Source organism: Nitrosospira sp. CT, assembly GCF_059489795.1.
On sequence record NZ_JCAHZJ010000036.1, the window covers coordinates 76,219 to 100,340 of the forward strand.

At 52.9% G+C, this 24,122-nt stretch carries 30 protein-coding genes and 1 tRNA gene; 24 read left to right on the forward strand and 7 right to left on the reverse strand.

The genetic code is table 11. The annotated features are described in order from the left end of the window. The first annotated feature begins 35 nt into the window (after positions 1 to 35). The 9 genes from AC52W5_RS05990 to AC52W5_RS06030 all read left to right on the forward strand — a co-directional run bounded on the left by AC52W5_RS05990 (position 36) and on the right by AC52W5_RS06030 (position 7,120). The gene (locus AC52W5_RS05990; RefSeq protein ID WP_074975304.1) at positions 36 to 560 is read left to right on the forward strand and encodes a KdsC family phosphatase; all 525 of its coding nucleotides are present in this window, start codon (positions 36 to 38) and stop codon (positions 558 to 560) included. Beyond that, positions 557 to 1,129, forward strand: a complete 573-nt coding sequence (lptC, locus tag AC52W5_RS05995; protein ID WP_495670338.1) for an LPS export ABC transporter periplasmic protein LptC — start codon at positions 557 to 559, stop codon at positions 1,127 to 1,129. The genes AC52W5_RS05990 and lptC overlap by 4 nt, the downstream gene beginning before the upstream one ends. A gap of 19 nt (positions 1,130 to 1,148) precedes the next feature. Beyond that, entirely contained in the window at positions 1,149 to 1,685 is a 537-nt protein-coding gene (gene lptA / locus AC52W5_RS06000) for a lipopolysaccharide transport periplasmic protein LptA (RefSeq protein WP_074975306.1), read from the forward strand. Between the two features lie 12 nt (positions 1,686 to 1,697). Further along, the gene (lptB, locus tag AC52W5_RS06005; protein ID WP_495670339.1) at positions 1,698 to 2,504 is read left to right on the forward strand and encodes an LPS export ABC transporter ATP-binding protein; all 807 of its coding nucleotides are present in this window, start codon (positions 1,698 to 1,700) and stop codon (positions 2,502 to 2,504) included. Positions 2,505 to 2,554: 50 nt separating this feature from the next. Beyond that, on the forward strand, positions 2,555 to 4,021 hold the full coding sequence (locus tag AC52W5_RS06010; RefSeq protein ID WP_074975307.1) for an RNA polymerase factor sigma-54: 1,467 nt from the start codon (positions 2,555 to 2,557) through the stop codon (positions 4,019 to 4,021). 28 nt (positions 4,022 to 4,049) lie between these two features. Beyond that, positions 4,050 to 4,385 carry a ribosome hibernation-promoting factor, HPF/YfiA family gene (gene hpf, locus AC52W5_RS06015; RefSeq protein WP_495670340.1) on the forward strand — a complete coding sequence of 112 codons (336 nt, stop codon included), beginning with the start codon at positions 4,050 to 4,052 and terminating at the stop codon, positions 4,383 to 4,385. Between the two features lie 147 nt (positions 4,386 to 4,532). Then, positions 4,533 to 5,477, forward strand: coding sequence for an HPr(Ser) kinase/phosphatase (gene hprK, locus AC52W5_RS06020; RefSeq protein ID WP_074975366.1), 945 nt, complete (start codon positions 4,533 to 4,535; stop codon positions 5,475 to 5,477). A gap of 86 nt (positions 5,478 to 5,563) precedes the next feature. Next, the gene (gene rapZ, locus AC52W5_RS06025; protein ID WP_074975309.1) at positions 5,564 to 6,403 is read left to right on the forward strand and encodes an RNase adapter RapZ; all 840 of its coding nucleotides are present in this window, start codon (positions 5,564 to 5,566) and stop codon (positions 6,401 to 6,403) included. A 102-nt stretch (positions 6,404 to 6,505) separates the two neighbouring features. Beyond that, the gene (locus AC52W5_RS06030; protein WP_256210510.1) at positions 6,506 to 7,120 is read left to right on the forward strand and encodes a flavin prenyltransferase UbiX; all 615 of its coding nucleotides are present in this window, start codon (positions 6,506 to 6,508) and stop codon (positions 7,118 to 7,120) included. A gap of 38 nt (positions 7,121 to 7,158) precedes the next feature. Here the strand turns inward: AC52W5_RS06030 and AC52W5_RS06035 are convergent, their stop codons facing one another. From AC52W5_RS06035 to AC52W5_RS06050, 4 genes are all read right to left on the reverse strand, one after another. Then, complete coding sequence (locus AC52W5_RS06035) at positions 7,159 to 7,812, reverse strand: 5-formyltetrahydrofolate cyclo-ligase (RefSeq protein WP_074975311.1); 654 nt, start codon at positions 7,810 to 7,812, stop codon at positions 7,159 to 7,161. A 25-nt stretch (positions 7,813 to 7,837) separates the two neighbouring features. Beyond that, the gene (gene mutY, locus AC52W5_RS06040; protein WP_495670341.1) at positions 7,838 to 8,989 is read right to left on the reverse strand and encodes an A/G-specific adenine glycosylase; all 1,152 of its coding nucleotides are present in this window, start codon (positions 8,987 to 8,989) and stop codon (positions 7,838 to 7,840) included. Beyond that, positions 8,989 to 10,512 carry an AsmA family protein gene (locus AC52W5_RS06045; protein ID WP_495670342.1) on the reverse strand — a complete coding sequence of 508 codons (1,524 nt, stop codon included), beginning with the start codon at positions 10,510 to 10,512 and terminating at the stop codon, positions 8,989 to 8,991. The genes mutY and AC52W5_RS06045 overlap by 1 nt, the downstream gene beginning before the upstream one ends. A 13-nt stretch (positions 10,513 to 10,525) precedes the next feature. After that, a tRNA-Gly gene (locus AC52W5_RS06050) sits at positions 10,526 to 10,599 on the reverse strand. 349 nt (positions 10,600 to 10,948) lie between these two features. Between AC52W5_RS06050 and thiS the strand changes: the two genes are divergently transcribed. The 3 genes from thiS to trmB are packed head-to-tail and all read left to right on the forward strand — an operon-like array spanning position 10,949 to position 12,730. Next, positions 10,949 to 11,191 carry a sulfur carrier protein ThiS gene (thiS, locus tag AC52W5_RS06055; protein WP_074975314.1) on the forward strand — a complete coding sequence of 81 codons (243 nt, stop codon included), beginning with the start codon at positions 10,949 to 10,951 and terminating at the stop codon, positions 11,189 to 11,191. A gap of 4 nt (positions 11,192 to 11,195) precedes the next feature. Continuing rightward, complete coding sequence (locus tag AC52W5_RS06060) at positions 11,196 to 11,990, forward strand: thiazole synthase (RefSeq protein WP_495670343.1); 795 nt, start codon at positions 11,196 to 11,198, stop codon at positions 11,988 to 11,990. Between the two features lie 50 nt (positions 11,991 to 12,040). Then, positions 12,041 to 12,730: a tRNA (guanosine(46)-N7)-methyltransferase TrmB gene (trmB, locus tag AC52W5_RS06065; RefSeq protein ID WP_074975316.1), complete on the forward strand. Its 690-nt coding sequence runs from the start codon at positions 12,041 to 12,043 to the stop codon at positions 12,728 to 12,730. Positions 12,731 to 12,736: 6 nt separating this feature from the next. On the opposite strand, the gene hemW is transcribed toward trmB, so the two are convergent. From hemW to rph, 3 genes are all read right to left on the reverse strand, one after another. Next, positions 12,737 to 13,963: a radical SAM family heme chaperone HemW gene (gene hemW, locus AC52W5_RS06070; protein WP_495670344.1), complete on the reverse strand. Its 1,227-nt coding sequence runs from the start codon at positions 13,961 to 13,963 to the stop codon at positions 12,737 to 12,739. A gap of 106 nt (positions 13,964 to 14,069) precedes the next feature. Beyond that, complete coding sequence (rdgB, locus tag AC52W5_RS06075) at positions 14,070 to 14,663, reverse strand: RdgB/HAM1 family non-canonical purine NTP pyrophosphatase (RefSeq protein WP_074975318.1); 594 nt, start codon at positions 14,661 to 14,663, stop codon at positions 14,070 to 14,072. A gap of 6 nt (positions 14,664 to 14,669) precedes the next feature. Then, positions 14,670 to 15,386, reverse strand: a complete 717-nt coding sequence (gene rph, locus AC52W5_RS06080; RefSeq protein WP_495670345.1) for a ribonuclease PH — start codon at positions 15,384 to 15,386, stop codon at positions 14,670 to 14,672. A gap of 211 nt (positions 15,387 to 15,597) precedes the next feature. On the opposite strand from rph, the gene AC52W5_RS06085 reads away from it, so the two are divergent. The 12 genes from AC52W5_RS06085 to AC52W5_RS06140 all read left to right on the forward strand — a co-directional run. Beyond that, entirely contained in the window at positions 15,598 to 16,452 is an 855-nt protein-coding gene (locus tag AC52W5_RS06085) for a YicC/YloC family endoribonuclease (protein WP_495670346.1), read from the forward strand. Positions 16,453 to 16,704: 252 nt separating this feature from the next. Further along, the gene (locus AC52W5_RS06090) at positions 16,705 to 17,967 is read left to right on the forward strand and encodes a tyrosine-type recombinase/integrase (protein WP_495670347.1); all 1,263 of its coding nucleotides are present in this window, start codon (positions 16,705 to 16,707) and stop codon (positions 17,965 to 17,967) included. Positions 17,968 to 18,024: 57 nt separating this feature from the next. Next, positions 18,025 to 18,678 carry a hypothetical protein gene (locus AC52W5_RS06095; protein WP_495670348.1) on the forward strand — a complete coding sequence of 218 codons (654 nt, stop codon included), beginning with the start codon at positions 18,025 to 18,027 and terminating at the stop codon, positions 18,676 to 18,678. Between the two features lie 105 nt (positions 18,679 to 18,783). Beyond that, positions 18,784 to 19,038 carry a helix-turn-helix transcriptional regulator gene (locus AC52W5_RS06100; protein ID WP_495670349.1) on the forward strand — a complete coding sequence of 85 codons (255 nt, stop codon included), beginning with the start codon at positions 18,784 to 18,786 and terminating at the stop codon, positions 19,036 to 19,038. A gap of 320 nt (positions 19,039 to 19,358) precedes the next feature. After that, positions 19,359 to 19,682, forward strand: coding sequence for a hypothetical protein (locus AC52W5_RS06105; protein ID WP_495670350.1), 324 nt, complete (start codon positions 19,359 to 19,361; stop codon positions 19,680 to 19,682). Next, positions 19,679 to 20,143 carry a hypothetical protein gene (locus AC52W5_RS06110; RefSeq protein WP_495670351.1) on the forward strand — a complete coding sequence of 155 codons (465 nt, stop codon included), beginning with the start codon at positions 19,679 to 19,681 and terminating at the stop codon, positions 20,141 to 20,143. The genes AC52W5_RS06105 and AC52W5_RS06110 overlap by 4 nt, the downstream gene beginning before the upstream one ends. After that, positions 20,140 to 21,189, forward strand: a complete 1,050-nt coding sequence (locus AC52W5_RS06115; RefSeq protein ID WP_495670352.1) for an AAA family ATPase — start codon at positions 20,140 to 20,142, stop codon at positions 21,187 to 21,189. The genes AC52W5_RS06110 and AC52W5_RS06115 overlap by 4 nt, the downstream gene beginning before the upstream one ends. Beyond that, positions 21,186 to 21,668, forward strand: coding sequence for a hypothetical protein (locus tag AC52W5_RS06120; RefSeq protein WP_495670353.1), 483 nt, complete (start codon positions 21,186 to 21,188; stop codon positions 21,666 to 21,668). Before AC52W5_RS06115 ends, AC52W5_RS06120 begins: the two co-directional genes overlap by 4 nt. Before the next feature lie 88 nt (positions 21,669 to 21,756). Next, complete coding sequence (locus tag AC52W5_RS06125; RefSeq protein WP_074709264.1) at positions 21,757 to 22,032, forward strand: hypothetical protein; 276 nt, start codon at positions 21,757 to 21,759, stop codon at positions 22,030 to 22,032. A 211-nt stretch (positions 22,033 to 22,243) separates the two neighbouring features. Continuing rightward, positions 22,244 to 22,558 (forward strand): hypothetical protein, encoded by a 315-nt coding sequence (locus AC52W5_RS06130; protein ID WP_495670354.1) that lies wholly within the window; start codon positions 22,244 to 22,246, stop codon positions 22,556 to 22,558. Between the two features lie 98 nt (positions 22,559 to 22,656). Continuing rightward, positions 22,657 to 23,787, forward strand: coding sequence for a phage major capsid protein (locus tag AC52W5_RS06135; protein ID WP_495670355.1), 1,131 nt, complete (start codon positions 22,657 to 22,659; stop codon positions 23,785 to 23,787). Between the two features lie 102 nt (positions 23,788 to 23,889). Further along, positions 23,890 to 24,122 (forward strand): hypothetical protein (locus AC52W5_RS06140; RefSeq protein ID WP_495670356.1); only part of this gene is annotated, 233 nt, incomplete at its 3' end.

Below are 24,122 nucleotides of genomic sequence, written 5' to 3' on the forward strand. Positions count from 1 at the left end.
GTTCATTTGTTCTGACTGTTTCAGCCAATAGCAAAATGCAACACATATACGAAAAGGCAAGAAAGATCACGATGGTTATCTTCGATGTGGATGGAGTGCTCACGGACGGAAGCCTCTATCTCACGGATGGAGGGGAGGAGATCAAGGCGTTCAACAGCCAGGATGGCCATGGCCTGAAAATGCTCAAGGCAACGGGAATCAAGGTGGCGCTTATCACTGGCCGTCAGTCTCGTTGCGTGGATTTGAAGGCAAAGGACTGGGGCGTTACCCTCGTTTATCAAGGCGCAAAAAACAAGCTTCCTGCGTTCGAGGCCTTGCTCGAGGACCAGCACCTGGATGCATCATCGTGTGCATATGTGGGAGATGATCTGATCGATCTGCCGATCCTGCTGCGCTGCGGTCTTGCCATCTCCGTGCCTGCCGCGCCTGCCCTGGTGAAAAAGCACGCGCACTATATAACCCGTCTGGAAGGAGGGCGGGGTGCGGCACGCGAGATCTGCGAAATGATCATGCAGGCACAGGACACGCTGGATGCGCATCTTGCGACTTATCTCACATGATTGGCCACCTTCGCCTCGGGTTCCTTTTCGTTATAATAGCCCTGTTTGCATCATTGCTATTCCTGCTGAATCAGGACGGGCACGTGCCTTTGCTTGCGCCGGAGAGTGCATCGGTACGGGCTCCCGATTATGTTTTGGAAGATTTTTCTGCCATTCGCACGGATGAGAATGACGCGGGATACAGAATGCTTCTCGGAAAAAAGATGATGCATTATCCCGACGATGATTCGGCTGAGCTGGAACAACCACATTTAATTACTATCGAACCCGGTAAACCTCCGGTACAACTCAAGGCGGATCATGCCAGGATGTCTGCCGAGGGCGAAGACATTTATTTGAGCGGCAATGTGGTGATTATCCGAAATGCGGGTAAAGGCCGGGGTGAGACAATCCTGACGACCAGCCTGTTGCATCTTATTCCGGACCAGGATATTGCGCGAACGGACAAGCCCGTGGAGATAATTGAAACGAATGCCACTATCAGAGCGATTGGAATGGAAATGAACAATCGTACCGGCACCACGCAGTTGCTGTCGCAAGTAAAGGTCGTGCATGACAAGCAACGCTAGGTTCTCTTTCACGATTTCCATGAAACCCCTGTCTGCTGCTTTTCTCGCCGTGATGCTCTTCAGCGCACCGGCTCTGGCCGAGCGGGCCGACAGCGACAAGCCCGTGCACCTGGAGGCGGACCGCGCTACCGTGCAGGATGCCAACAAGCTGGCGACCTTTATCGGCAATGTCGTACTGACACAGGGAACACTGATTATTCGCGCAGATAAGATGACAGTGAAAGAAGACGCTAACGGTTTTCAATACGCCACTGCTTTCGGCAATCTCGCCAGTTTTCGCCAGAAGCGCGATGGCAAGGATGAATATGTGGAGGGCTGGAGCGAGCGTATGGAATACGATGGCAAGGCCGACAAGGTTCAGCTTTTCAAGAAAGCAAGGCTGAGACGCGGGAAGGATGAAGTTCATGGAGACTATATTTCCTACGATGCGATCAACGAATTCTTTCAGGTAAATGGCGAGGGTGGAACAAGCACCCAAACCCATTCCGAGGGCAGGGTGAGAGCTGTGATACAGCCCAAGAAGAAGGAACCCAAGCCCGAGGCAGACAATTCATAAACGAACATCGTTATGGAACTTCCTCTCTCTCCAGCCCGCGATCACGCCGACCATGCTTCCCAGGCTCCTGAAGCTCCCCTGGTTTCCTCAGGGAAGAGGAGTGAATTCAGGGCGGAGAATCTGAAAAAAAGCTACAAGTCACGCACAGTGGTGCATGATGTTTCCCTTTCGGTTAAAAGCGGAGAAGTTGTCGGCTTGCTGGGCCCCAATGGCGCAGGCAAGACCACCTGTTTTTACATGATGGTGGGCCTTGTGCCGCTGGATGGGGGCAACATCGTCCTTGATGAGCTTGACCTCAGCGAGATGCCCATGCACGAGCGAGCGCGCCTCGGCTTGAGCTATCTGCCACAGGAGGCTTCGATTTTCAGGCGACTCTCGGTAGCCGACAATATTCGCGCTGTACTGGAATTGAAAAACTATGGGGCTGACGAGATGCAGCAGCATCTCGACAATTTGCTGCATGATCTGCATATCAGTCATATACGCAACAGTCCCGCCATCAGTTTGTCCGGCGGGGAACGGCGACGCGTTGAAATTGCTCGTGCGCTGGCGACAAGTCCGCATTTCATCTTGCTGGACGAGCCGTTTGCCGGGGTGGATCCCATTGCCGTGCTGGACATCCAGAAAATTATCCACTTTCTGAAGGAGCGGGGCATCGGTGTGCTGATCACAGACCATAATGTCCGGGAAACACTAGGAATCTGTAATCATGCCTACATCATAAGCGATGGCAGGGTGCTTGCGAGCGGCAGTCCAGACGAAATCATTTATAATGAAAACGTAAGAAAAGTCTATCTGGGAGAACATTTCCGCCTTTGAAAATAAAGCTTAGCTTTACCTGAGACCGGCTTTATCGCTGTTTTTCCAATATGAAACCAACCCTTCAAGTCAAGCTGTCTCCGCATCTGGCGCTTACGCCGCAATTGCAGCAGTCCATCCGGTTATTACAACTCTCCACGATAGAGTTGAACCAGGAGATAGAGCGCATCGTGCAGGAGAATCCCCTGCTGGAACTTGATGACAGCATCGGCAACGGCAGCATGAATTATCATAATGTCATGCCCGAGGAGTTGGCCGCACCATTGCCAAATGAGCTGGAGGTTGCCGAGGAAGGCCTTCCTATTCTCTCCGTCGAAGCAGAAACCGATGTGAAACAGCCGCTCGACGAGCGGGAGTGGCTTCCGGATGACAATGTTTTTCGCCACAACCGGGACGATGAGGACGAACACGATATTCCGCAACAAGCGGCAGAACCCCCAAGCCTGCGCGACCATCTCAACTCACAGCTCAGCCTGAGCCAGATCTCCCAGCGCGATAGAAAGATCATCGGATTACTGATCGACAGTCTGGATGATGATGGCTATCTCGTCCAGGACCTGGAAGAATTGGTTGATCTGTTGCCCGCCGAGTTGGCAATAGATATCGACGACCTGCACATTGCCCTCGAACATTTGCAGCATCTGGATCCTCCCGGCATCGGTGCGCGCAACTTAAGGGAATGCCTCGTCATGCAACTGCATGCGCTGCCACCGGATACCCCCTACCTGGAGCAGGCGCTGGCGCTGGTGAACAATCATCTTGAAAGTCTGGCTTGCCGGGACTTTAGCGCCATCAAGCGGGTTCTGCACTGCAACGACGACTGTCTTCGTTCCATCCAGCAGATGATAATGCGATTGAATCCGAAACCGGCCACGGCCTTCAGCTCGGCAGTTGCCGGCTACATCGTACCCGACGTCATCGTGACCAGAATCGGTGGTTCGTGGGTAGCCAGCCTTAACCCGGAAGCAATGCCGCGTCTCAGGGTCAACCGGTTCTATGCGGAGATTCTGAAAGGATGCCATGATGACTCTACCCGTCGGCTGACCAGTCAATTGCACGAAGCAAAATGGCTGATAAAGAACGTACAACAGCGTTTCAACACCATCCTCAAGGCATCGGCAGCCATTGTGGAACGCCAGCAGCAGTTTTTCGAGCATGGAGCAGTTGCGATGCGTCCGATGATACTGCGTGAAATCGCCGACGTGCTGAATCTGCACGAATCCACCATTTCGCGGGTTACCACGCAGAAATTCATGCGTACGCCGCGCGGTATTTTCGAATTGAAGTATTTTTTTGGCAGCCACGTATCAACGGATAATGGCGGCGCCTGTTCCGCCACCGCCATTCGCGCGCTGATCAAGCAAATGATCAATGCAGAAAATTCGAGGAAGCCGCTCAGCGACAGTCAGATCTCGGGGGTTCTGGGGCAGCAGGGTATCATGGTTGCTCGCCGCACCGTCGCAAAATATCGGGAGTCCTTGCAAATTCCCTCCGTCAATCTTCGGAAATCGTTTTAACCCCAGTTCATTTTCATAGGAGCCACAAATGAATATCCATGTCACAGGCCGGCAGGTCGAAATCACACCTGCACTGCGCGATTATGTCGTTTCCAAATTGAACCGGATTACTCAACGTTTCGACCAGATTGTGGATATCACTGTGACCCTTTTCGTGGAAAAACTGGAACACAAGGCGGAGGCGCTGGCACGGGTGCCTGGCAATGATATTTTTGTCGAGGCAGACAGCACCGACATGTATGTTTCCATAGATAACCTCGTTGATAAACTCGATCGTCAGTTGGTCCGCCGCAAGGAGAAAAATGAAAACCAGCGCACGAATACCGTTCAAGGAACTCCGGATCAAGGCAATCTGAATCAATGATCAGGGGTAGCAACGGTCAAGAACCCGTTTTTATCAAATATGGGCTCGACACCGCTTTTCGCTCCGAAACCGTGAACTTGTTCCGGAACTCCCGGGAAGAAGCTCGTGATTTTTCCCAATCCTGATAATCAGGAGGTATTCAATCAGATGGCCGAAATCGATGCCAGACAGCTTTTCGAGGAAAAACGCGAGAAACTGGATCTCACCTGGGAAGCGGGACGGGATGGAGGGGACAGGCGTCTCGATAATGAAGCGATCGCGCATTCGACGCAGGGAATGATCGGGCATCTCAATTTCATCCATCCCAACTGGATTCAGGTACTGAGCGAAACCGAGGCCGAATATCTCAACGCGCTCGATCCCGCTTCCCTCGAACAGCATATGCAGAGGCTTGCTGAAAGCGACATGCTATGCATCATTGTTACGGCGGGCGCATGTGTTCCCGATTCCATCAGGTCCCTGGCGGATTCGACGCGTATCCCTCTCTTCTGTACCCCCTACTCCAGTCTTGAGATCCTCTGGGTATTACGTCCCTATCTCGGACGGGTCCTTGCTCCTTCCTGCAGCAGGCATGGGGTATTGCTCGACGTTCTTGGTCTCGGCGTAATGATTACCGGGGAGAGCAGTGTCGGCAAGAGCGAATTGGCGCTGGAACTGGTGAGCCGCGGACATGGATTGGTGGCGGATGATGTGGTGGAGCTCTATCGCATTGCGCCGGAAACGCTCGAAGGGCGCTGCCCGGCCATGCTGCGCGATTTTCTCGAAGTTCGGGGACTTGGAATGCTGAACATTCGAACGATTTTTGGCGAAACGGCGGTGCGACGCAAAAAAAACATGAAACTCATCGTTCACTTGCAGAAACCCAGCAGCACTGATCTCAATGCAATGGAACGGTTGCCGATCAATGATGTCACTGAGAATATCCTGGATGTCAACGTCCGGAAAGTCATCATTCCAGTTGCCGCCGGCCGAAACCTCGCTGTGCTGGTAGAGGCGGCGGTGCGGAACTACGTTTTGCAGTTGCGCGGCATAGACAGCGGTCAGGAGTTTTTCGCGCGCCATCAACAGGAACTCGAGAACGGGCAAACATAAACACGTGGGCGAAAACAGAGTTAAAACCTTCTCGTCCCTCCCTCCTTTCTGCTCACGGATGTTCTCATCCGGTACGATTTGAACCTATGCAGTTGATCGTCATCAGCGGCCTGTCAGGCTCCGGCAAGAGCATCGCGCTTACCGTTCTGGAAGATAACGGCTATTATTGCGTTGACAATCTTCCGGCCAACCTGCTGCCGGAGGTGACGGTTTATCTGAAGCAATCCGGTCACGAGCGCGTCGCCGTCAGCATTGACGCCAGAAGCTTCGAAACCTTGCATCTCCTGCCACAGCGGTTGGCTGACTTGAGGCAGCAGAAAATGGATATCCATCTGTTGTTTCTCGACACCAAGACGGATACGCTGTTGAAGCGTTTTTCCGAAACTCGCCGCCGCCATCCACTCAGTGACAATCAATCGACCCTGCCGGAATGCATAGAGATGGAACGCGAGATGTTGCGTGAAATTCATGATCTGGCGAACCGCATTGATACCAGTGACCTGAGCGCGAGTTCGCTGCGAGCCTGGATAAGGGATTTCATCGGGCTGGAACCCGGGCGCCTGACGCTGCTGTTCCAATCTTTTGGCTTCAAGCACGGCATCCCGCTGGATTCCGACATGGTGTTCGATGTTCGCTGCCTTCCCAATCCTCACTACGAGGCCCTTCTGCGACCTTTGACGGGAAAGGACCGCGCCGTGATCGAGTACATGGATGCAAACAGCAGCGTGAATCGCATGTTCGAGGATATCCGGCGATTCGTCGATGACTGGCTGCCCTGTTTCATCCGCGATAACCGCAATTACCTGACGGTAGCGATTGGCTGCACAGGAGGACGGCACCGTTCCGTCTATTTCGTGGAGCGGTTGGCGCGTTATTTTACGGAGAACAACCAGGTTCTGGTACGCCATCGGGAATTGAATGCATAAAACGGCTATTCGCCACCAGCAACATTGCAACCATGTTGGCGAACACTGCATTCTCCGGCAACTGTTACCTGTTTCTAGACATTGAACTCTCACGCCAGTACATTGAAAACTGTCACGCTTGCTTTTACCGGCGCATCCGGCATGCCCTATGGCATGCGCTTGCTGGAGCTGTTGCTCGCGGCCGGCGCCCGCGTGTACCTGATGTATTCGCAGGCAGCGCAGATCGTGGCACATCAGGAAATGCAGTTGGTATTGCCATCACGTGCCAGGGAAGCCGAGGAGCTGTTCAGTCGGCGTTTCAAGGTAGAACAGGGCCAGTTACGCGTGTTCGGCCGGGAGGATTGGCTGGCTCCGGTTGCCTCCGGCTCCAATCCGGCTGATGCAATGGTGGTTTGCCCCTGCACCATGGGTACGCTTGCTGCAATTGCTGCGGGAATGAGCCAAAAGCTGATCGAGCGTTCAGCGGACGTAATGCTGAAGGAAAACCGCAAGCTCATCCTCGTACCCCGGGAGACGCCGTTTTCCGCCATTCACCTCGAAAATATGCTGAAGCTTGCGCGCAGCGGCGCCATAATCCTTCCGCCCAATCCCGCCTTCTATCACCACCCCCGGGACATCCATGACATGGTGGACTTTGTAGTGGCGCGTATCCTTGATCATGTGGGAGTCACCCATACGCTCATGCCGCGCTGGGGCGAAGAAAATACAGCGGAGTGATCCCGGTTCGCGAGTTCCCATGCCGATGAACTATCCAACTATCCGTAAGTCTCCCGAATTTTCCCTGCCCTGGTGGTGAGAATATCGGCGCACTGGCCAACAGAAACGGGTTTCAATCCCGTGTGTGTTGCATGATAAATTCCCGCCTCGGTGACAACGAAATCCATTGGAATATCGTGTGTATGGGGATGCAAATTTTCCAGGCGGAGAATTTCGAACGCAACACCGATAGCGAGTGGACGCGGGTTCATGGCGGCTAGCGTACGATCGAAATAACCGCTGCCGTACCCCAGGCGAAAACCAAGTTTGTCGAAGCCGATCATGGGGATGATCAAGGCATCCACTGTTACCAGATCGGTATTGTCAGGTACCGGAATATCATAAGCGCCAATTTTCATGGGCGCTCCCCCCCACCACTTGCGGAAACGGAGTGGTTCATGTTTATTCACTACCTCGGGGAGCGCCAGCGTGGCGCCATGTGTCTGTAAAAAATCCATCAACGGGCGTGGATCGTATTCGCCTCGGTGAGGCCAGCAAAACCCGACAGTACCTGTCCGTAGCGTGAGAAAGCCTTGTTTCAGCAGCTCGGTGATGGCGGCGCTCCAGCGAAGATGATCGGCTTCGCCTATGCATTCCCTGGTCGCCATCAGTTCCGCGCGCTGGTGCCTTCTCCAGTCCTTCCAGTTATTCATCACTCTTTCGAATATATGCTCGCTGTCAGTTATCTGCCATAGCCAGAATTTCAAGGGGCTCGGTCTGAGATGTATATTGTAGAAGCACTTTCCTCACCGGGGAGGGAATGGCGGCTTTCAGCGCGTCCTCAGGCATCATCCATACCCACTGATTCCCGGGCTGCGATAAGGCCTCGGGTGACAAATGGCCCGGCGAGCGGGAAATGACCTGCAGGATGAGCGGGTAAATCCACAATTTGAAGTGGGTAAAGGTGTGAGCGAACACTTCCATCCGTGATATTAGCCGCACATTTATCTCCAGCTGCATGCAGTATTCAATCACATTCTCATTCACCTGCATCTCCGGCAAGCTCCACAGCGCACCCCAGATCCCCGCGCTCGGCCGTTTTTCCAACAGGATTTTGCCCTGTGCCACCACCAGCAGCAGCGCCGCTTCCCTTTCCGGCAATATCTTCCTCGGCCGAGGGGTGGGCAGGCTGCCGACGCAGTTATCCCTGAACGCAATACACTCCGGGCGAAGCGGGCATGAGCCGCATCTGGGGTGAGCGCGGGTGCAGATGGTCGCACCCAGATCCATCAGCGCCTGAGTATAGTCTTCGATATCGCGTTCGATCGGGCTCTCATCTCTCTTTGGCAGCAATGCTTCCGCTATTTGCCACAACTGCGTTTCCACGTGCTTTTCGCCCGGATAACCCTCGATTCCGAAGCAGCGTGAAAAAATGCGTTTCACGTTACCGTCGAGGATGGCCGCCCGCTTTCCGAACGCGAATACCCCAATTGCCGCAGCGGTGGAGCGTCCAACCCCCGGAAGCTGACGAATGACCTCAACCTGCTCGGGAAAAGTGCCGCCGTGCTCACTCATAATCCGCTGCGCCGCTTTATGCAGATTCCTCGCACGCGAGTAGTAGCCCAACCCGCTCCACTGTGCCATTACCTCATCCAGCGATGCCGAGGCAAGACTTTGCATGTCGGGGAAGCATTGCAGAAATCGCCGGTAATAGGGAATAACTGTTCCCACTTGCGTTTGCTGCAGCATGATTTCCGAGAGCCAGACGCGATAGGCGTCACGTGTGTTCTGCCAGGGCAGATGATGACGGCCATGCTGGCGCTGCCAGTGGATGAGCCTGATGGCGAAAAAATTCGAAATAGAATCCGAAATATCTCCTCCCGCGCTCATCAGGGCCGTATGTCCACTCTGACCCTCGATGCCGTGAAGTCGCCTGCCTTCAATACGCCTACCCGGATCGACCCTTCCATGTTCAAGCCCTCCAGATTATCCAGCACGTTTAATTCGAATGAGCGCTCTGGGCGACCGGCTTTTTGCTGCTGCCCATCTTGTTGTCGCGGCGAAAAGCGATCCAGATTCAGTTCATCGATATCCACTTCAAAGGCGAGGTGCGGTGGAATGAAGCTGCTTGCCGAAAATATCGCCGCGATATTGCTGTCTGCCATGGTTCCATTCAGCTTTGCCCACGCATTGCCAGTCAAGCCGTCGAGGGAGACGCTGCCGGAAAGGTTCCCTTGAATGCCATGCGCGGGGAGATTTGCACCCTCCGCCTCAATTTCTGCTTTCAACTCCGCCAGACTCAGCCAAAGCGCCGCGATATTGCCGCCAAGTGGCGAGGAAAAATGGGCCTTTACAACCCGACCTTCGTTTTCTGATTCCAGGTCAGCCGTGAACACTTCACTCCGAAAATCCGTCAAGGTGCCCTGTATCGACGAAAGAGAAAACTTTCCGCTGATCAGGCTATGGGACCCGTTAATTTTTGCCACTCCTAAAATTTTGTCTGTGGTCAGTTTCTGTCCCTTCAAGCCCAGATGGGCGGCATTCACCCCAATATTAAAACTGCTGTCAACGCTCCTTATCCCGGTATCGAAGGTGAATTCATCGGCGCTAAATTCCCCTCCTTCCTCCAAAAGGCTGGCAGAAAAATTTCCGCTGGATTGGATGAGCAACCGGCCTGTGTCCGGAAGCTGAGCCTCGGCAACAAGCTTCATCCCACTGAGCGCGAAATACTGCCTTTCTGCGTTCAAAGTCAGGTGAAAACGCATGCGGGTTGCCATAGCGACTTCGGGGCGCTCAAGATGAGCTATGTTAAATGCCAATTCCACCTCGCTGCGAATTGCATCATCCGCATCTGCTCGTTCATCCACCCGGCCGGCTTCCAGTTCAATGTTCCTGAATACGAAATGCGTGTCGCTGGCTTCATCACGAAGCGCAAGCATGGTTTTTTCCATATGTACCCGCCCGATATCGAATCGGAAGCGTTCCTGTTGCTCCTCGCTCCTGATCAGATCATCGATGTTCGTGCTGCCATCGGAAAAACGGATCAGATTGGCTTCCAGCCCTGTGATGTTGATTTCATCCAGCACCAGTTCCTTTCGAAGCAATGGCAGGATTTCGAAAGAAACGTGAACCTTCTGTATGTTCGCGAATTCGTCGTCATTGTTATGTTCACTGAGGGAAAGCCTGGCGAATTCCACGCCAGGACTGGGAAAGAACGCAAGCGTGATGGGACCATCCAGCCTGAGCCGCCGCTCCTTTTTCTCTTTCACCAGCCGGATGATCTCCAGCTTATATGCATTGGGATCAAAAATGACGACAATATAAATGATGCTGCCACCCAGCAGCAGAATCGTTAAGCCGGCAAACAGGAAAAGGAAAAAAGCAGCTTTGGTACAGCGGAGGTAGCGGTTCATAGGCGGGGAAAGATGGAGCGGGTGAAGGGAATCGAACCCTCGTCGTAAGCTTGGGAAGCTTCTGCTCTGCCATTGAGCTACACCCGCCGCATAGTTGCGGATTATACGGAAACTAAGCCATAAATGGCAGTGGCGGTTCCCTTATTCGCAACCAGGTTCTTCATCCAGGTGCGCCAAGCTCTTCCTTGCCGTTCGCCCTGAGCGACTCGAAGGTCGAACGGTATTCAGGTATGCTCCTCAAGGGGGCGGAGGACTAACGGGATAACAGGGCATCGAGACCCGTTTTCTGAATCCCTGTCTGCAATCCTGATGAATATCGGGTTTCAGCCGGAGTCGACTAGGAGGTAGCTGCGCCGTATAATTCAAATTATAAAATACGCATATTGTGGAAAGCCAATTTTTGGGCCAGCATTTTTGCTGAACGACTCCTTGGAAAATGATACAACTTATAGTCAATGGCGAACCCCAGTTTGTTCCTTCCCCGGATTCGGGCACTGATTCAGGGACAACGAATGACGCAAGACTGAACATCAGGCAATTACTGGAGCACATGGGGTTGCAGGGCAAGCGGATCGCGGTCGAGCGCAACGGTGAAATCGTACCGCGCAGCCAATTCGATCAGCCGATGCTTGCAAACGGCGACAAGCTTGAAATTGTCGTTGCCGTAGGTGGAGGATAAGCCCATGGACAAGCTTGTCATTGCAGGTAAAGCTTATTCTTCACGCCTCCTGGTGGGCACCGGAAAATATAAGGATTTTGACGAGACTCGCACCGCTGTGGACGCCAGTGGCGCAGAAATCATTACCGTGGCGATCCGCAGAACCAACCTCGGCCAGAACCCGGAAGAGCCCCGCCTGCTCGATGTGCTGCCGCCATCGCAATATACGCTGCTACCCAATACAGCCGGATGCTATACGGTGGAGGATGCAGTAAGAACCTTGCGCCTTGCGCGCGAATTGCTGGACGGTCATACCCTCGTGAAGCTGGAGGTCCTGGGTGATCCAAAAACGCTCTATCCCAACATCGTTGAAACCCTCAAGGCAGCCGAGATTCTGATCAAGGAGGGTTTCCAGGTCATGGTCTATACGTCGGATGACCCTATTGCCGCCAGGCAACTGGAAGAGATCGGCTGCATCGCGATCATGCCCCTGGCATCCCTGATCGGTTCCGGGATGGGTATCCTCAATCCGTGGAACCTGCAGATCATCATCGAAAACGCCAAAGTCCCGGTCATTGTGGATGCCGGTGTGGGTACGGCGTCGGACGCGGCGATTGCAATGGAACTGGGCTGCGACGGCGTGCTCATGAATACGGCCATTGCTGCCGCGCAAAATCCGGTGCTGATGGCGTCAGCGATGAAAAAAGCGGTTGAAGCAGGGCGCGAAGCATATCTCGCCGGCCGGATGCCGAAAAAGCTGTACAGTGCAAGTCCCAGTTCTCCGGTGGAGGGGGTTATCGGAAACATGTCAGGGAAATAAGGACCGGAAAGGATTTTTCACCCCCCACCTGTCCTTTCCAGACATATCAAATGGTTGAACATTCCCCCCATCGTTCCATCCGCAGCTTCGTTCTTCGCCAAGGACGCCTTTCAAACGCGCAGCGACGCGCTCATGAAACATTGATGCCGAAATACGGCATTCCTTATTCCGGGAAACTGCTTGAACTGGACCCTGTCTTCGGCAGAAGTGTGCCTAAATTCCTGGAGATCGGCTTCGGCATGGGCGAAACCACAGCGCTGATCGCACAGACGCATCCGCAGAACGATTATTTAGCTGTTGAAGTCCACACGCCCGGCGTGGGCAGCCTGCTCAAGCAAGTGGAAGAACTGGGACTTACGAATATACGCATTATCCAGAACGATGTGGTTGAGGTCCTGCAACACGCTTTGCGTCCTGAGTGCCTGGATGGGGTGCACATTTTCTTTCCCGACCCGTGGCCCAAGGCGCGCCATCACAAGCGCCGGCTGATACAAGCGGAATTCGTTGCCCTGCTTTGCAACCACCTGAAACCCGGTGGCTATATCCATGTGGCGACCGACTGGGAGGATTATGCAGAGCAGATACTGAAGGTATTGAGCGGTGAACCGCATTTGACCAATACCGCGGTTGGTTATGCGCCGCGCCCGGAATATCGTCCAATGACCAAATTCGAGCAGCGGGGCTTGCGACTCGGACACGGGGTCTGGGATGTGATATTTCGGAAAAAGCAGACCGGCTGAAGATGCTTATACCCGGCTTTGCCTGGGGAGGAAAATCTGCAGCAAATCGTTCAAAAACCGCCTGCCAGTCAGAGTAGGTGCGATGCGCTGAAAATCCCGTGTTATCAGTTGTCTCCGTTCCGCCTCATCGAGCTGACGCTGGATGTGAGTGAGAGCCAGTCCTGTACGTTCAATGAACATTTGCGGGGTAAACCCATCGGTCAGGCGTAGTGCGTTCATCATGAATTCAAACGCGCGATCATTCCGTCCTACTTCGTGCTGCTCCATGATAGGGGGGTCAGATGATATTTCGGGTGCAGATTTGGCCAGATACTCCTTCGGCTGCCGGTAGCGCATCTGGCGCACTATCCTGTCCCGGAAGCTTATTTTGCTGTGCGCGCCGGCACCAATCCCCAGATAATCTCCGAATAGCCAGTAGTTCATGTTATGACGAGATTCACGTCCAGGCCGGGCAAAGGCCGACGTTTCATAATGTGCATAACCTTCCCGCGCAAGCGTCTGTTCGATCATTGCCTGCATGTCCGCCGTCAGCTCATCGTCGGGCAAGGAGGGCGGGTAACGATGAAACAATGTATTGGGTTCCAGGGTCAGATGATAAGCAGAAATATGCTGTAGGCCATAAGCAACGGCTGTCTCGATATCGTCCCGTGCTTCTTCCAGCGTCTGGCTTGGCAAGCCATACATCAGGTCGAGATTCACGTTGTCGAAGTTCTTTTGTGCGATTTCGACAGCGCGGCGGGCATCCTTGTCGTCGTGTATGCGGCCGAGTGATGTAAGGTGCCTGGCGTTGAAACTCTGAATGCCGATGGAGAGGCGATTGATCCCTGCGACTCGGAAATCCGCAAATTTTTGCGCCTCGAACGTTCCGGGATTGGCCTCCAGCGTTATTTCAGCCAAGTGCTCAAGCGGCAGCAAAGCCCTGACGGCGCCAAGAATCGCATCTATGGAGCGGGGACTGAACAAACTCGGCGTTCCACCCCCGAAAAAAATACTGATGACCTTTCGCCCCCATATCTGTGGCAGCGAAGCTTCCAGGTCGCGAATGAGGGCTGCTACATACTCAGCCTCCGGCATGCCGTCACTCCGGTCGCGAACTTCATAGGAGTTGAAGTCGCAATAGGGGCATTTTTTCATGCACCACGGAAGGTGGATGTAAAGACTCAGCGGGGGCAAAGACTTCAGCTGGAGGGCCTGAGAACCAAGAATTGCTGCGGGAGAAATAATTGCTGTCATGATGAATCGAAGAGACAAGCAAAAGGAGCCATTGTTTCAGCAATGGTTGAAATTGTCTTTCTCTTCTGTGTCTATAACGGTTGAATCCAAGTAGCAAGCAGGCAAATCAGGGTTGTTCCTGCCTGATCCTCTCGACAAGTTGGGCAAGGACTTTTCCCCGATGGCTGATCCGGTTTTTTTGCTCCATCGGCAGTTCCGCCGCCGTTTTGCCGAGGTCTGCCAGAAAAAAATAGGGATCGTAGCCGAAGCCCCTGCTACCCCGGGGATTCAACAGGATTTCTCCATGCCAGCTTCCATCGGCAATAATGGGTTGCGGATCTTCAGGATGCCGCAGCAGCACCATAACGCAGTAATAGTAGGCCCGACGGTCACTCTGGTTTCGCAGCGCCTCGACCAGCTTTTGATTGTTGCGTTCATCCGATTTCGGTTCCCCTGCATAACGCGCAGATAAGATACCCGGCTTACCGCCAAGGATATTGACACAAATGCCGGAATCATCGGCGAGTGCTGGCAACCCGGTATTTTTACTGGCGTGCCGTGCCTTAGCGAGCGCGTTTTCAACGAAAGTGCAATAAGGTTCCTCAGCTTCGGGAAAATCGAATGCCGACTGAGGCAGCACCTCGATTCCCAGAGGTTCCAGCAAGTGGCGAATTTCTCGCAGTTTGCCAGAATTATTGCTGGCAATGACCAGTCTTTGCATATCTGTCTATCTGTTCAATGCGTTTTTCTGAGCCACGATCAATTCCCGTATTCCCTGCTGCGCCAGATCCAGCATCATATCCAGATCATCCCGGCTGAAAGGCATGCCCTCGGCTGTCCCCTGCATTTCCACCAGGCCAAAGTCATCCGTCATGACGATGTTCATGTCCGTATCGCAGCGCGAATCTTCCAGATAATCGAGGTCCAGCACCGGCACGCCCTCGTAGACGCCCACTGAAACTGCTGCAACATGACCGGTGATTGGCGTGACTTCTATCGCCTGCTTGCGCAGCAGCGTTTCTACCGCATCATGCACTGCTACAAATGCGCCTGTGATGCTCGCCGTGCGGGTACCGCCATCAGCCTGGATCACATCGCAATCCACCTGAATCGTGCGCTCCCCCAGTTTTGTCAAATCCATTACCGAACGCAAGGCGCGCCCGATCAGCCGCTGAATTTCCATCGTCCTGCCGGACTGCTTGCCTTTGGCGGCTTCCCGCTGCATGCGCTCATTAGTAGAACGCGGCAACATCCCGTATTCTGCTGTGAGCCAACCCTGTCCCTTGCCCCGTAGAAAAGGAGGCACTTTCTCATCCACGCTCGCCGTACAGATTATCCGGGTATCTCCACATTCGATCAGCACCGAACCTTCCGCATGTCGAGTGTAATGCCGGGTAATCCCAACGGGGCGAAGTTGATCCGTGCGACGTTTACTGGGACGCATAAGTTGTAATATATCCTTCACTGTTAGTTGAGCGGTGATACATCACCGGATAAGTCGAACGCGCATGCCGCCTTTCGATTGCACGGAAACACCTGATTCGTTTCCTTTGGATGCAGCGACGATATGCGATAATGCCGTAAGCCCGCAATTTTAACGCATCAAGGACCTTCGAGTGGATGATCGAGTGGAAGAGTTAGCCAGGATCTGCAGCATGACGGGCTATGCCGTGGTCGCAAAGGAACTTCCACAAGGATCGCTGAATCTGGAGATTCGTTCGGTCAACAGCCGTTATCTCGATATCCAGTTTCGCCTTCCCGATGAATTCCGGCAGCTGGAAGCCGCAATGCGCGAATTTCTGACTGCCCGCCTCAAGCGTGGAAAAATCGAGTGCCGCGTCAGTTTTTCCCGGATTACACCCGCGGAAAATTTGCAGCATATTAATGCGGATTTGTTGCAAAAATTGCTGGAACTGGACCGTACCGTCAGAGCGGTACTGCCCGAGGCTCGGGGCCTGGCGGTGGCAGATGTCCTTCGTTGGCCCGGAATATTGGGTACGGAATCCTCCTCCGCGGAGAACCTTTTCGGACCGTGCATGGAGTTGCTGGGTGCGGCACTGGACGAACTGACCGCTGCCCGTGGTCGTGAAGGTGCAAAACTCAAAGCGATATTGCTGGAACGCCTGGGCAATATGCGTCGACTCGCCTCCGAAGTCAGTCCACGCATTCCTGCTTTACTGGCGACATTTCAGGAAAAGCTCAAAGCCCGGCTGTGTGAAGCCATGATAAATTGTGATGACGAGCGCATCCGTCAGGAACTGACATTGTTCGCCAGCAAGATCGATGTGGATGAGGAACTGTCGCGCCTTCAGGCGCACTTCGACGAAGTAGAGCGCGTTCTGGAGAAAGGCGGAGCGATCGGCAAGCGGCTGGATTTCCTGATGCAGGAACTCAACCGGGAGGCCAATACCATTGGCGCGAAGTCTGTGGATGCGGAAGTATCGAAAATTTCAGTGGAACTCAAGGTATTGATCGAGCAAATGCGGGAACAGGCGCAGAATATCGAGTGACGTTTCACAGAGACTCAGGTAGTCTCAAATTATTCTTCTCACTTCCTTAAAGCCGCTATTCACGCGGCGTTTTTCATTTCAGTTCATTGCAATTCATTTCAGGAAAGCTCAGAATCCGCTTGTACCCGTGCGTGTACCCCTAAGTGTTTCACGCCGAAAATCTGGGTACACACGGAAACCCGCTGTCCATGCAGTTTTTCGTCTTTTTGTGTGTACCCACAAAAAAAATAAAATTCTGAACATTGAGTAAACATGGCGAAAATCACCGATATTGAAATCCGCAATTGGATAAAGAAGGGCGAGCGATTTGAAGGCCGAAGCGTTGGAGGTGGCCTTTACCTACGTTTTCGTCAAAACGAAAGCGTGCCCACCTGGCGGTTCCGCTATCGGTTCGAAGGAAAAGCCAGGGTAATGAGCCTGGGAAGCTATAGGGATTTGTCCTTGGCTAATGCCAGAGAAGAGGCAAAGAAGCTATCCGCTCGCGTTGCGCTTGGCTATGACGTGGCCGGAGAAAAACAGCAGCGCAAGGGTGAAGCTGTTGCCAGGATGGAAGCGGAGAAGAATGCTTACACGATGGCGCAGCTGGCCGACGAATACTTTGAAAGGATGATAGCTGGACGTTGGAAACACCCAAATATCGTGCGCGCCCGGATCGAGAAAGACATTAAGCCGGCGATTGGCAGACTGAAGGTCGAGGATATAAAGCCTCGGCACATTGATGATGTGCTCAAGGCTGTAATGAAGCGAGGTGCGCCTTCCATAGCGAACGACACACTGCGCTGGCTTAAGCGCATTTTCAACTATGCTATCAAGCGACACATCATCGAATACAACCCTGCGGCTGCATTTGATCCAAGCGATGCTGGCGGCAAGGAAAAAAGCCGCACCCGTTGGCTGACGAGCGAGGAACTGGTTGCGCTCTTTGAAGCAATGCGGCAAGCAAACGGCTTTAGCGTAGAGAACGACCTTAGTATCAAACTGCTGTTACTGCTTGCTGTGAGGAAGGGCGAGCTGATCGGCGCCAAGTGGTCTGAGTTCGACTTGGATAAAGCTGTCTGGTATCTGCCTGCAGAACGCACGAAAACAGAATCTGCCATTGACATACCATTGCCACCAGTTGCAGTAGAGTGGCTGCGCGAGTTGCAGCGCTTGGCAGGTGTTAGCAAGTGGGTATTGCCAGCGCGCAAGATGCAGGATCGGATGATTCCCCATATTGCGGAAAGCACGTTGAGCGTAGCCCTGGCGAAGATCAAGCACGGCCTGGAGCCCTTCACTATCCACGATTTGCGGCGTACTGCCCGTACCCACCTTGAAGCCCTGGGTGTGGCGCCTCACATCGCCGAGCGCTGCCTGAATCACAAGATCAAGGGGATCGAGGGCATTTATAACCGGCATGACTACTTCGAAGAACGCAAGGCGGCGCTGGAGGCCTGGGCGGCGATGTTGGTGCAGCTCGATAGAGGCGAGGCTGATAAAGTGGTGCCAATCAGGCGTGCGGCAGCAATAAAACAATAAACTGTTAAGCCACCCCTATCCCGCCCAGGAGAAAAGCGGAAACCTTCACCGCCTGGGGTGGCAACTATTGAAGGCCACTTTGAAGGAAGTGATGAAATGAACGGCTGGGAGCTTCTAGAAGTACGAGAAATGGCGTTGCGGGATCTGGTAGATTTTATACCGCCAAATTTATACGGCACCCTTCAAGTCAGGGATGCCGCCATTGATATTCAGCTTGGCAAGGAATTGAAGTTGTCTTCGAAGCCCGAGCATGCCCGGATGACGATAAGGCAACGTAGGGCTGCTAATTTGCTATGGCGGATAGGAATGTATACGGGTGTTGCTGAGGAACTTCAACATATCGAAGAGGAATGGAAGCGGGAATCGATTGAAAAAAGTCTTGCGGTTCTCAGAGATAATCTGTCTCCCGTATTAAAAGAATATGCGGAATGTATTTCTGAGGAAGAACGTAAGTTTTTGCCAATACTTAAAGAAGAAAATATCAATCATCAGGACACTCTCAAAGACAGTGAACGCAATAGCTTGTTAAAAATGATAATCGGCATGGCCATCGAAGGCTATTGCTACGATCCTACTGCTTCAAAAAACGATGCAGTTTCGGACATAACAAAAGACTTGGAAAAACTGGGCATTTCTCTCAGCGATGATACCGTTCGTAAATACCTGAAAATGGCAGTTGCCCAGCTGCCACGAAAGCCCCGTCAAGTCTAATCCAAATCCTAATCGGTTTTGCCAAAACCGAATCGGACACAGCTCCGGTGCCCTGAAATACATTTCTCCTCGTACATTTCAGTACGACTCAAGGAGAAACTTACCATGTCTCAACAAGGCAAAAGGGTAAAGCAGGAAGAAGTTATTCCTGATGCCCTCAAGCACTTCGATTCACTCCCCGATTCTGCCAACGTCAAAGAACCGGTCGTCTGCGGCCTGTTAGATTGCTCACCTGCAACTGTGTGGCGGCGGGTAAAGGATGGCGGCCTCCCGCAGCCCAGCAGGCTCGGTAGGATGACATTTTGGAACGTTGGCCAGCTCAGGAAGGCGCTGGCTTCGTTGCAGGGGATAGCACAATGAGCCGCAATCCTGAACTCGCCACCTACACGACTGTAGGTATATCAAACCAACCCTTGACACCTTCACTCTCCCGGCATTATGCTTTCCCTGCCCCTGAGAAACAGGGGTCTGGTTTGACAGCCAGTGAAACTAGGCGGACAACCGCCTCTGAGCGGTTTTTTTACGTCCGTCATACAGGATACCCAGTTTATGGGTGGTTCGTGTGGGGAGCCGAAAGGCTCGCCGGTCCTAGTTCCGGTCTGTCAACCTGCACGAATCCGCCCACCCGTTTGACAGCGGGGAAAGCGGAAAACATTAACCGCATAACTAGGAGTCATACCATGAGTAAGTCCAAACGCGCGTCCGCGCAAAAAGTCACACCCCATCTGAAGTTAGCCCCCGTAACACCAATTCGTAGACATAGTCCATACGCGGCCAATGTTCGCCCGGATTGCGTTGAGAAGCTGCGCGACCTATTGAGAATGGCCGAAAGCGGTGAGCTGGTAGGAATTGTTTTTATCGCAATGCTAGAGCACGGGGCACTAGGGCATACGGTTGAGATGGGCTGCCGTGGATTGGCCGAGGAGAATGTGCTTTACACCCTTGGAACGATGGCGGCTCTAACCCACGACTTAATGGAAAAAGAAAAGGAGGGCTGCCAATGAACGAACTCATTAAAGTCGAAGGCCGCCCGGGAGGTGTAATCAAGAGCACAAAAGAAAACGCCCTGGGGGGCACCAGGGCGACTTTCCAAACTAAACCGCAACCATATTATAAACGACTGCCGCCCTACGGCAAGCAGTTAATGACTATCCGGCAAGCAGGAAAAGCCCCTGCCAGGATGGTGATAGTTGCCTTCGATTGGGATCTGGGCAAAGCCTATCCCCGCATCATCATTCCAGACGATCTCACACCTGCTGAGATTGAATTCAGATTCCTTGCTGGCCTGACTGTACAAATAACCTACCGCAGCAAAGACGCGCATCGAGTGGATGCCGTTGCACAGGAGATAACCCGGGTTAACCCCTGCTTCCTTGCCACGTTTGCATTTGATCTTGCCGGTACAGGCGATGCTTGGGCAATCCTCAAGCCGTATGAAAGTGCCAAGATCGCGGAGGCCGCATGATGCTAAACGCGCTCGAAACAGTAGAGGCAACACCTGAAGCCAATGCTGCTTTTACTGCATTGGCCAAGGTAATCAAAGCTCCCCAGCAATTGCAGGTGGTGGGGCTTCACGACTTCATAGCAATGGAACTGCCCCCTCGAGACACGATGATGGCGCCTTGGCTGATGACCCAAAGCCTCAACATGATCTACGGCTGGCGTGGTGTCGGCAAAACATACGTAAGCCTCAACGTGTGCTACGCGGTGGCCTGTGGGGGAAACTTTCTTAACTGGGAAGCGGAGAAACCAAGGCGCGTTCTTCTGGTAGATGGAGAAATGCCAGCACCGGCACTACAGGAGCGGCTTGCGGGAATCATTGCATCAAGCGGCGTAGAGCCGGAGCCGGGTTTCCTCTCTATCGTCACTCCTGACCTTCAGAATGGGGCAATGCCCGATCTCTCTACCCGCGAAGGCCAGCAGACAATTAGCGCTGTTGCAGAGCATGTAAAGGCAGAACTCATAGTGCTGGATAACATCTCTTGCCTGGTGCGTGGCGGGGGCCGTGAGAATGATGCGGAAAGCTGGCTTAGCGTCTCAGAGTGGGCCCTGCTCCAGCGGCAAGCTGGCCGAAGCATCCTCTTTATCCATCACGCCGGCAAAGGCGGACAGCAGCGCGGCACGTCGAAGCGCGAGGATTTGCTGGACGCAGTTATTGCACTTCGCAGACCTCCTGATTATGACCCTGCCGAGGGGGCACGCTTTGAAATTCACTACGAGAAAGCACGCCATCTTTCTGGTATCGATGTTGATCCCATAGAAGCGAAATTGACCGTTGATGAGGGTAGCCAGAGTACGTGGGCATGGAGATCGGTCTCAGAGTCAACGTACGATCGCGTAATAAGCCTGGCCAATGATGGACTCACACAAACTGAGATAGCTGAGGAACTGGGAATCAACAAGTCCAACGTATCCAGGGCATGGCGTAAAGCAGAGGCTGCAGGTTTACTGCAAAACGCAGCTACGGCCAAGGGGAAGAATCAGTACCAAACAAGAGGGAGAGGCCAATGATTTCTTCCGATGAAATGAGCTTGTTGCGTGTTGCGTTTCCTAGCAACGCAACCGCGCAACAACCACCCCTATATTGCGCAACAAGCTACGCAACAAGCACGCAACAACCACCCTTGAAACCCGCTTCATTGCTCGATCTAGCGCGCAACAAGCTACGCAACAAGCACGCAACAAGCTCCCAAAAAGACGCGCAACAAGCTCACCAAAAACAGGGGGTGGATGTTGCGCGGTTGGAGCTCATTAATTTGGTTCGTTTCATCGCTGACTTCCACGGCTTTACGGAGGAAGAGCATGACGAAGCATTGACCATTGCGCTGGCTGATTTTGATAACGCGTTGGTTTGTTTCAGGGCATTGAAACAGGATGCTCTGTCTATGGGCTCTTACAAGCGATTTAAATCGGCAGGCAATACTCATCCCTCGACTGAGCCAAAAGAACTCAACCTGAGCCTTCATGACGCGAGGGAAGAAACAGTATGAGCTGGGGGGAGGTGCATTCTTTGAGCCATAGCAATGGAAACCGCTCACCCCGCTTTCCTTTCATAAACCGTAACAAAAAAGGTAAAAAATGACTCAAGAAATAGACAAAGAAATCCTGGACACGCTGGAAAATGGCGTCAAAACATCATTGCAAATTATGGAATTGATGGTTATCGCAATCGGTCGGCAGAACAAGGAGGCCGGTGAGATTGTTGATGACCTGGTGAACAACGGTAAGGCTCGTCTTGTCTTGCAGGCCGATGTAAACGGGCTGGAGCTCTTCGCGGTGGGCCCGGACAATAAAGTGATTGGTGGCCCCTTGCTGGCCTATCGCAGAGCAGAGAGGTCGACATGGGTAAATTAACAGGACTGGGATGGGCCTTCGCCTCGTCTATATTGAAAGGCAGCAGACGTGCCGGGGCACTGCATAAGCGAAAGATCGAGAAGGAGTTAAGGGCACAGGGCTACAGCCTCAAAAAAGCAAAAATGACTGTGTCCCAATTGCAAGAAAGAAAGTGAATATTCCTTCTTACATCGAGAAAACCTTACCCCCCAGCCCTGAGCGGGACCGCGTCATGAATCTGGTACGTTTAGGGCTGTCCTTCGAACAACAGCAGCGACTTGGGAAGAGGCCAGGATTCTTGAAGGGCTATCTTCTCAAGTTGCTTGGCAAAATAGAAAACCCAGTTACCTTTGACCAGCTTTTAGAGGAATTGGAACTTGAGGCCGTGAGACGAGATATGCACGGCACGGAAGCAAGCCCAATAGAGAAAGTGGATCGAGTCTGGCAAATAGTCACCTACCACCACCCCCGCACCGGCAGGCAACAACTCACCTTTAAGACCATCAGGAATAAATTTACCTGGTGTAAATTAAATCTGAATAAGTAATTCACCGCTACCCCTAAACGGGGAATAAGTCATTGTATCATAACGCCATACTTCAAAAATTGGAGTATGGCGAAAACATTTTATAAGGACTTTATCATATGTATGAAATTAAGGAAATCCTCGAAAAGCAAGGCGAGGCATTCAGTGAATTCAAGAATGCGCAAAACGAGCGCATCAAGAATCTGGAGACCGCTCTAAACGAGTTTGCAAAAAAGGCGAATAGACCGGGCGCCGGGTTCCATGGTGCCGAAGATCCGGAAGAGAGAGAGCACAAGCAGGCTTTCTTAGGCTACCTGAGGTCCGGCCGGGAGCGTGGGCTTGAAGCAAAGGCCATGGCTACCAATAACGATCCGAACGGCGGGTTTCTTGTTCCTATACAGATCGACGGTACCATCTCTAAAGCCCTGCGCGAGCTTTCGCCCATGCGGCAGATTGCGCGAGTGGTAAAGATCGAAAGCGGTGAATATTCGATGCTCCATAGCGTAGGTGGCACCACTTACTCATGGGTGGGTGAAACTCAATCCAGACCCAAGACAGATGGCCCTAATTTTATAGAACTGAAACCAGCCATGGGAGAAGTCTACGCAAGCCCTGCGGTGACTCAACGCTTGCTTGATGACAATAACTTCGACCTGGAAAACTGGCTGATCAACGAGCTTGCTGAAGCATTCGGCGAGGGTGAAGGCCAGGCGTTCATTGTCGGCGATGGGATCAATAAACCGCGAGGGATTCTCACCTATGACACTGCCAGCACTGCTGACGGAGTACGGGCAGAAAGCGCTCTGCAGTATGTCGCCTCTGGCGCTGCTGGAGCATTCGCTGCAAGCAATCCCTCCGACAAGCTGATAAAGCTGGTTCATTCTCTCAAGCCCCGGTACCGCATCAATGCAGCCTGGACGATGAATACCAATACCCTTGAGCTGATCCGGACATTCAAGAACGCAAACGATGATTACATTTGGAAGGAGGGATTAGAAGCTGGACAACCGTCAACGCTGCTTGGTTATCCAGTGCACGAAGACGAGAATATGCCGGACGTTTCGGCTAATAGCCTCTCAATCGCCTTCGGGGACTTCCAGCGAGCCTATACCATCGTTGACCGCAACACATCGATGCTTCGGGATCCGTTCACCGCGAAACCCCATGTTCTTTTCTACAGCACGAAGCGCGTGGGAGGTGGCATGCGAGACTTCCGTGCAATCAAGCTGATGAAGTTTGCGGCGAGCTGATGCAAGAAACCCTCGGCCTGAAACCGGGGGTTTTTAATGGGCAAGGGGTGGGTAAATAGAGTTGATACAATGACTCTCCCAATAAACAAAGAGGGATGCATCATGAAGTATCGCATCACCGTTATTTTGTGCGCGTTCCTGTATGCATGCGCACAGCAGCCAATGATTTTAAGTAAGCCTCGAGACGATCCGATTCAGCGTCACAAAGACCTGGCGGAGTGTGAATTCGAGGCAGCAAAGGCAACAGCAAGCGCGAGCAGTGCGGTGATGTATGACGTGAACGAAGCGGCAGTACATGACGCAATGATACGTCAGAGAAAAGAGCAACTCATATC

What these genes read in the sequence shown, in the direction of transcription:
- AC52W5_RS05990 (WP_074975304.1), top strand. Translation starts at nt 36, where the DNA reads ATGCAACACATATACGAAAAGGCAAGAAAGATCACGATGGTTATCTTC.
- lptC (WP_495670338.1), top strand. Translation starts at nt 557, where the DNA reads ATGATTGGCCACCTTCGCCTCGGGTTCCTTTTCGTTATAATAGCCCTG.
- lptA (WP_074975306.1), top strand. Translation starts at nt 1,149, where the DNA reads ATGAAACCCCTGTCTGCTGCTTTTCTCGCCGTGATGCTCTTCAGCGCA.
- lptB (WP_495670339.1), top strand. Translation starts at nt 1,698, where the DNA reads ATGGAACTTCCTCTCTCTCCAGCCCGCGATCACGCCGACCATGCTTCC.
- AC52W5_RS06010 (WP_074975307.1), top strand. Translation starts at nt 2,555, where the DNA reads ATGAAACCAACCCTTCAAGTCAAGCTGTCTCCGCATCTGGCGCTTACG.
- hpf (WP_495670340.1), top strand. Translation starts at nt 4,050, where the DNA reads ATGAATATCCATGTCACAGGCCGGCAGGTCGAAATCACACCTGCACTG.
- hprK (WP_074975366.1), top strand. Translation starts at nt 4,533, where the DNA reads ATGGCCGAAATCGATGCCAGACAGCTTTTCGAGGAAAAACGCGAGAAA.
- rapZ (WP_074975309.1), top strand. Translation starts at nt 5,564, where the DNA reads ATGCAGTTGATCGTCATCAGCGGCCTGTCAGGCTCCGGCAAGAGCATC.
- AC52W5_RS06035 (WP_074975311.1), bottom strand. Translation starts at nt 7,812, where the DNA reads ATGAATAACTGGAAGGACTGGAGAAGGCACCAGCGCGCGGAACTGATG.
- mutY (WP_495670341.1), bottom strand. Translation starts at nt 8,989, where the DNA reads ATGAGCGCGGGAGGAGATATTTCGGATTCTATTTCGAATTTTTTCGCC.
- AC52W5_RS06045 (WP_495670342.1), bottom strand. Translation starts at nt 10,512, where the DNA reads ATGAACCGCTACCTCCGCTGTACCAAAGCTGCTTTTTTCCTTTTCCTG.
- thiS (WP_074975314.1), top strand. Translation starts at nt 10,949, where the DNA reads ATGATACAACTTATAGTCAATGGCGAACCCCAGTTTGTTCCTTCCCCG.
- AC52W5_RS06060 (WP_495670343.1), top strand. Translation starts at nt 11,196, where the DNA reads ATGGACAAGCTTGTCATTGCAGGTAAAGCTTATTCTTCACGCCTCCTG.
- trmB (WP_074975316.1), top strand. Translation starts at nt 12,041, where the DNA reads ATGGTTGAACATTCCCCCCATCGTTCCATCCGCAGCTTCGTTCTTCGC.
- hemW (WP_495670344.1), bottom strand. Translation starts at nt 13,963, where the DNA reads ATGACAGCAATTATTTCTCCCGCAGCAATTCTTGGTTCTCAGGCCCTC.
- rdgB (WP_074975318.1), bottom strand. Translation starts at nt 14,663, where the DNA reads ATGCAAAGACTGGTCATTGCCAGCAATAATTCTGGCAAACTGCGAGAA.
- rph (WP_495670345.1), bottom strand. Translation starts at nt 15,386, where the DNA reads ATGCGTCCCAGTAAACGTCGCACGGATCAACTTCGCCCCGTTGGGATT.
- AC52W5_RS06085 (WP_495670346.1), top strand. Translation starts at nt 15,598, where the DNA reads ATGACGGGCTATGCCGTGGTCGCAAAGGAACTTCCACAAGGATCGCTG.
- AC52W5_RS06090 (WP_495670347.1), top strand. Translation starts at nt 16,705, where the DNA reads ATGGCGAAAATCACCGATATTGAAATCCGCAATTGGATAAAGAAGGGC.
- AC52W5_RS06100 (WP_495670349.1), top strand. Translation starts at nt 18,784, where the DNA reads ATGTCTCAACAAGGCAAAAGGGTAAAGCAGGAAGAAGTTATTCCTGAT.
- AC52W5_RS06105 (WP_495670350.1), top strand. Translation starts at nt 19,359, where the DNA reads ATGAGTAAGTCCAAACGCGCGTCCGCGCAAAAAGTCACACCCCATCTG.
- AC52W5_RS06110 (WP_495670351.1), top strand. Translation starts at nt 19,679, where the DNA reads ATGAACGAACTCATTAAAGTCGAAGGCCGCCCGGGAGGTGTAATCAAG.
- AC52W5_RS06115 (WP_495670352.1), top strand. Translation starts at nt 20,140, where the DNA reads ATGATGCTAAACGCGCTCGAAACAGTAGAGGCAACACCTGAAGCCAAT.
- AC52W5_RS06120 (WP_495670353.1), top strand. Translation starts at nt 21,186, where the DNA reads ATGATTTCTTCCGATGAAATGAGCTTGTTGCGTGTTGCGTTTCCTAGC.
- AC52W5_RS06125 (WP_074709264.1), top strand. Translation starts at nt 21,757, where the DNA reads ATGACTCAAGAAATAGACAAAGAAATCCTGGACACGCTGGAAAATGGC.
- AC52W5_RS06130 (WP_495670354.1), top strand. Translation starts at nt 22,244, where the DNA reads ATGAATCTGGTACGTTTAGGGCTGTCCTTCGAACAACAGCAGCGACTT.
- AC52W5_RS06135 (WP_495670355.1), top strand. Translation starts at nt 22,657, where the DNA reads ATGTATGAAATTAAGGAAATCCTCGAAAAGCAAGGCGAGGCATTCAGT.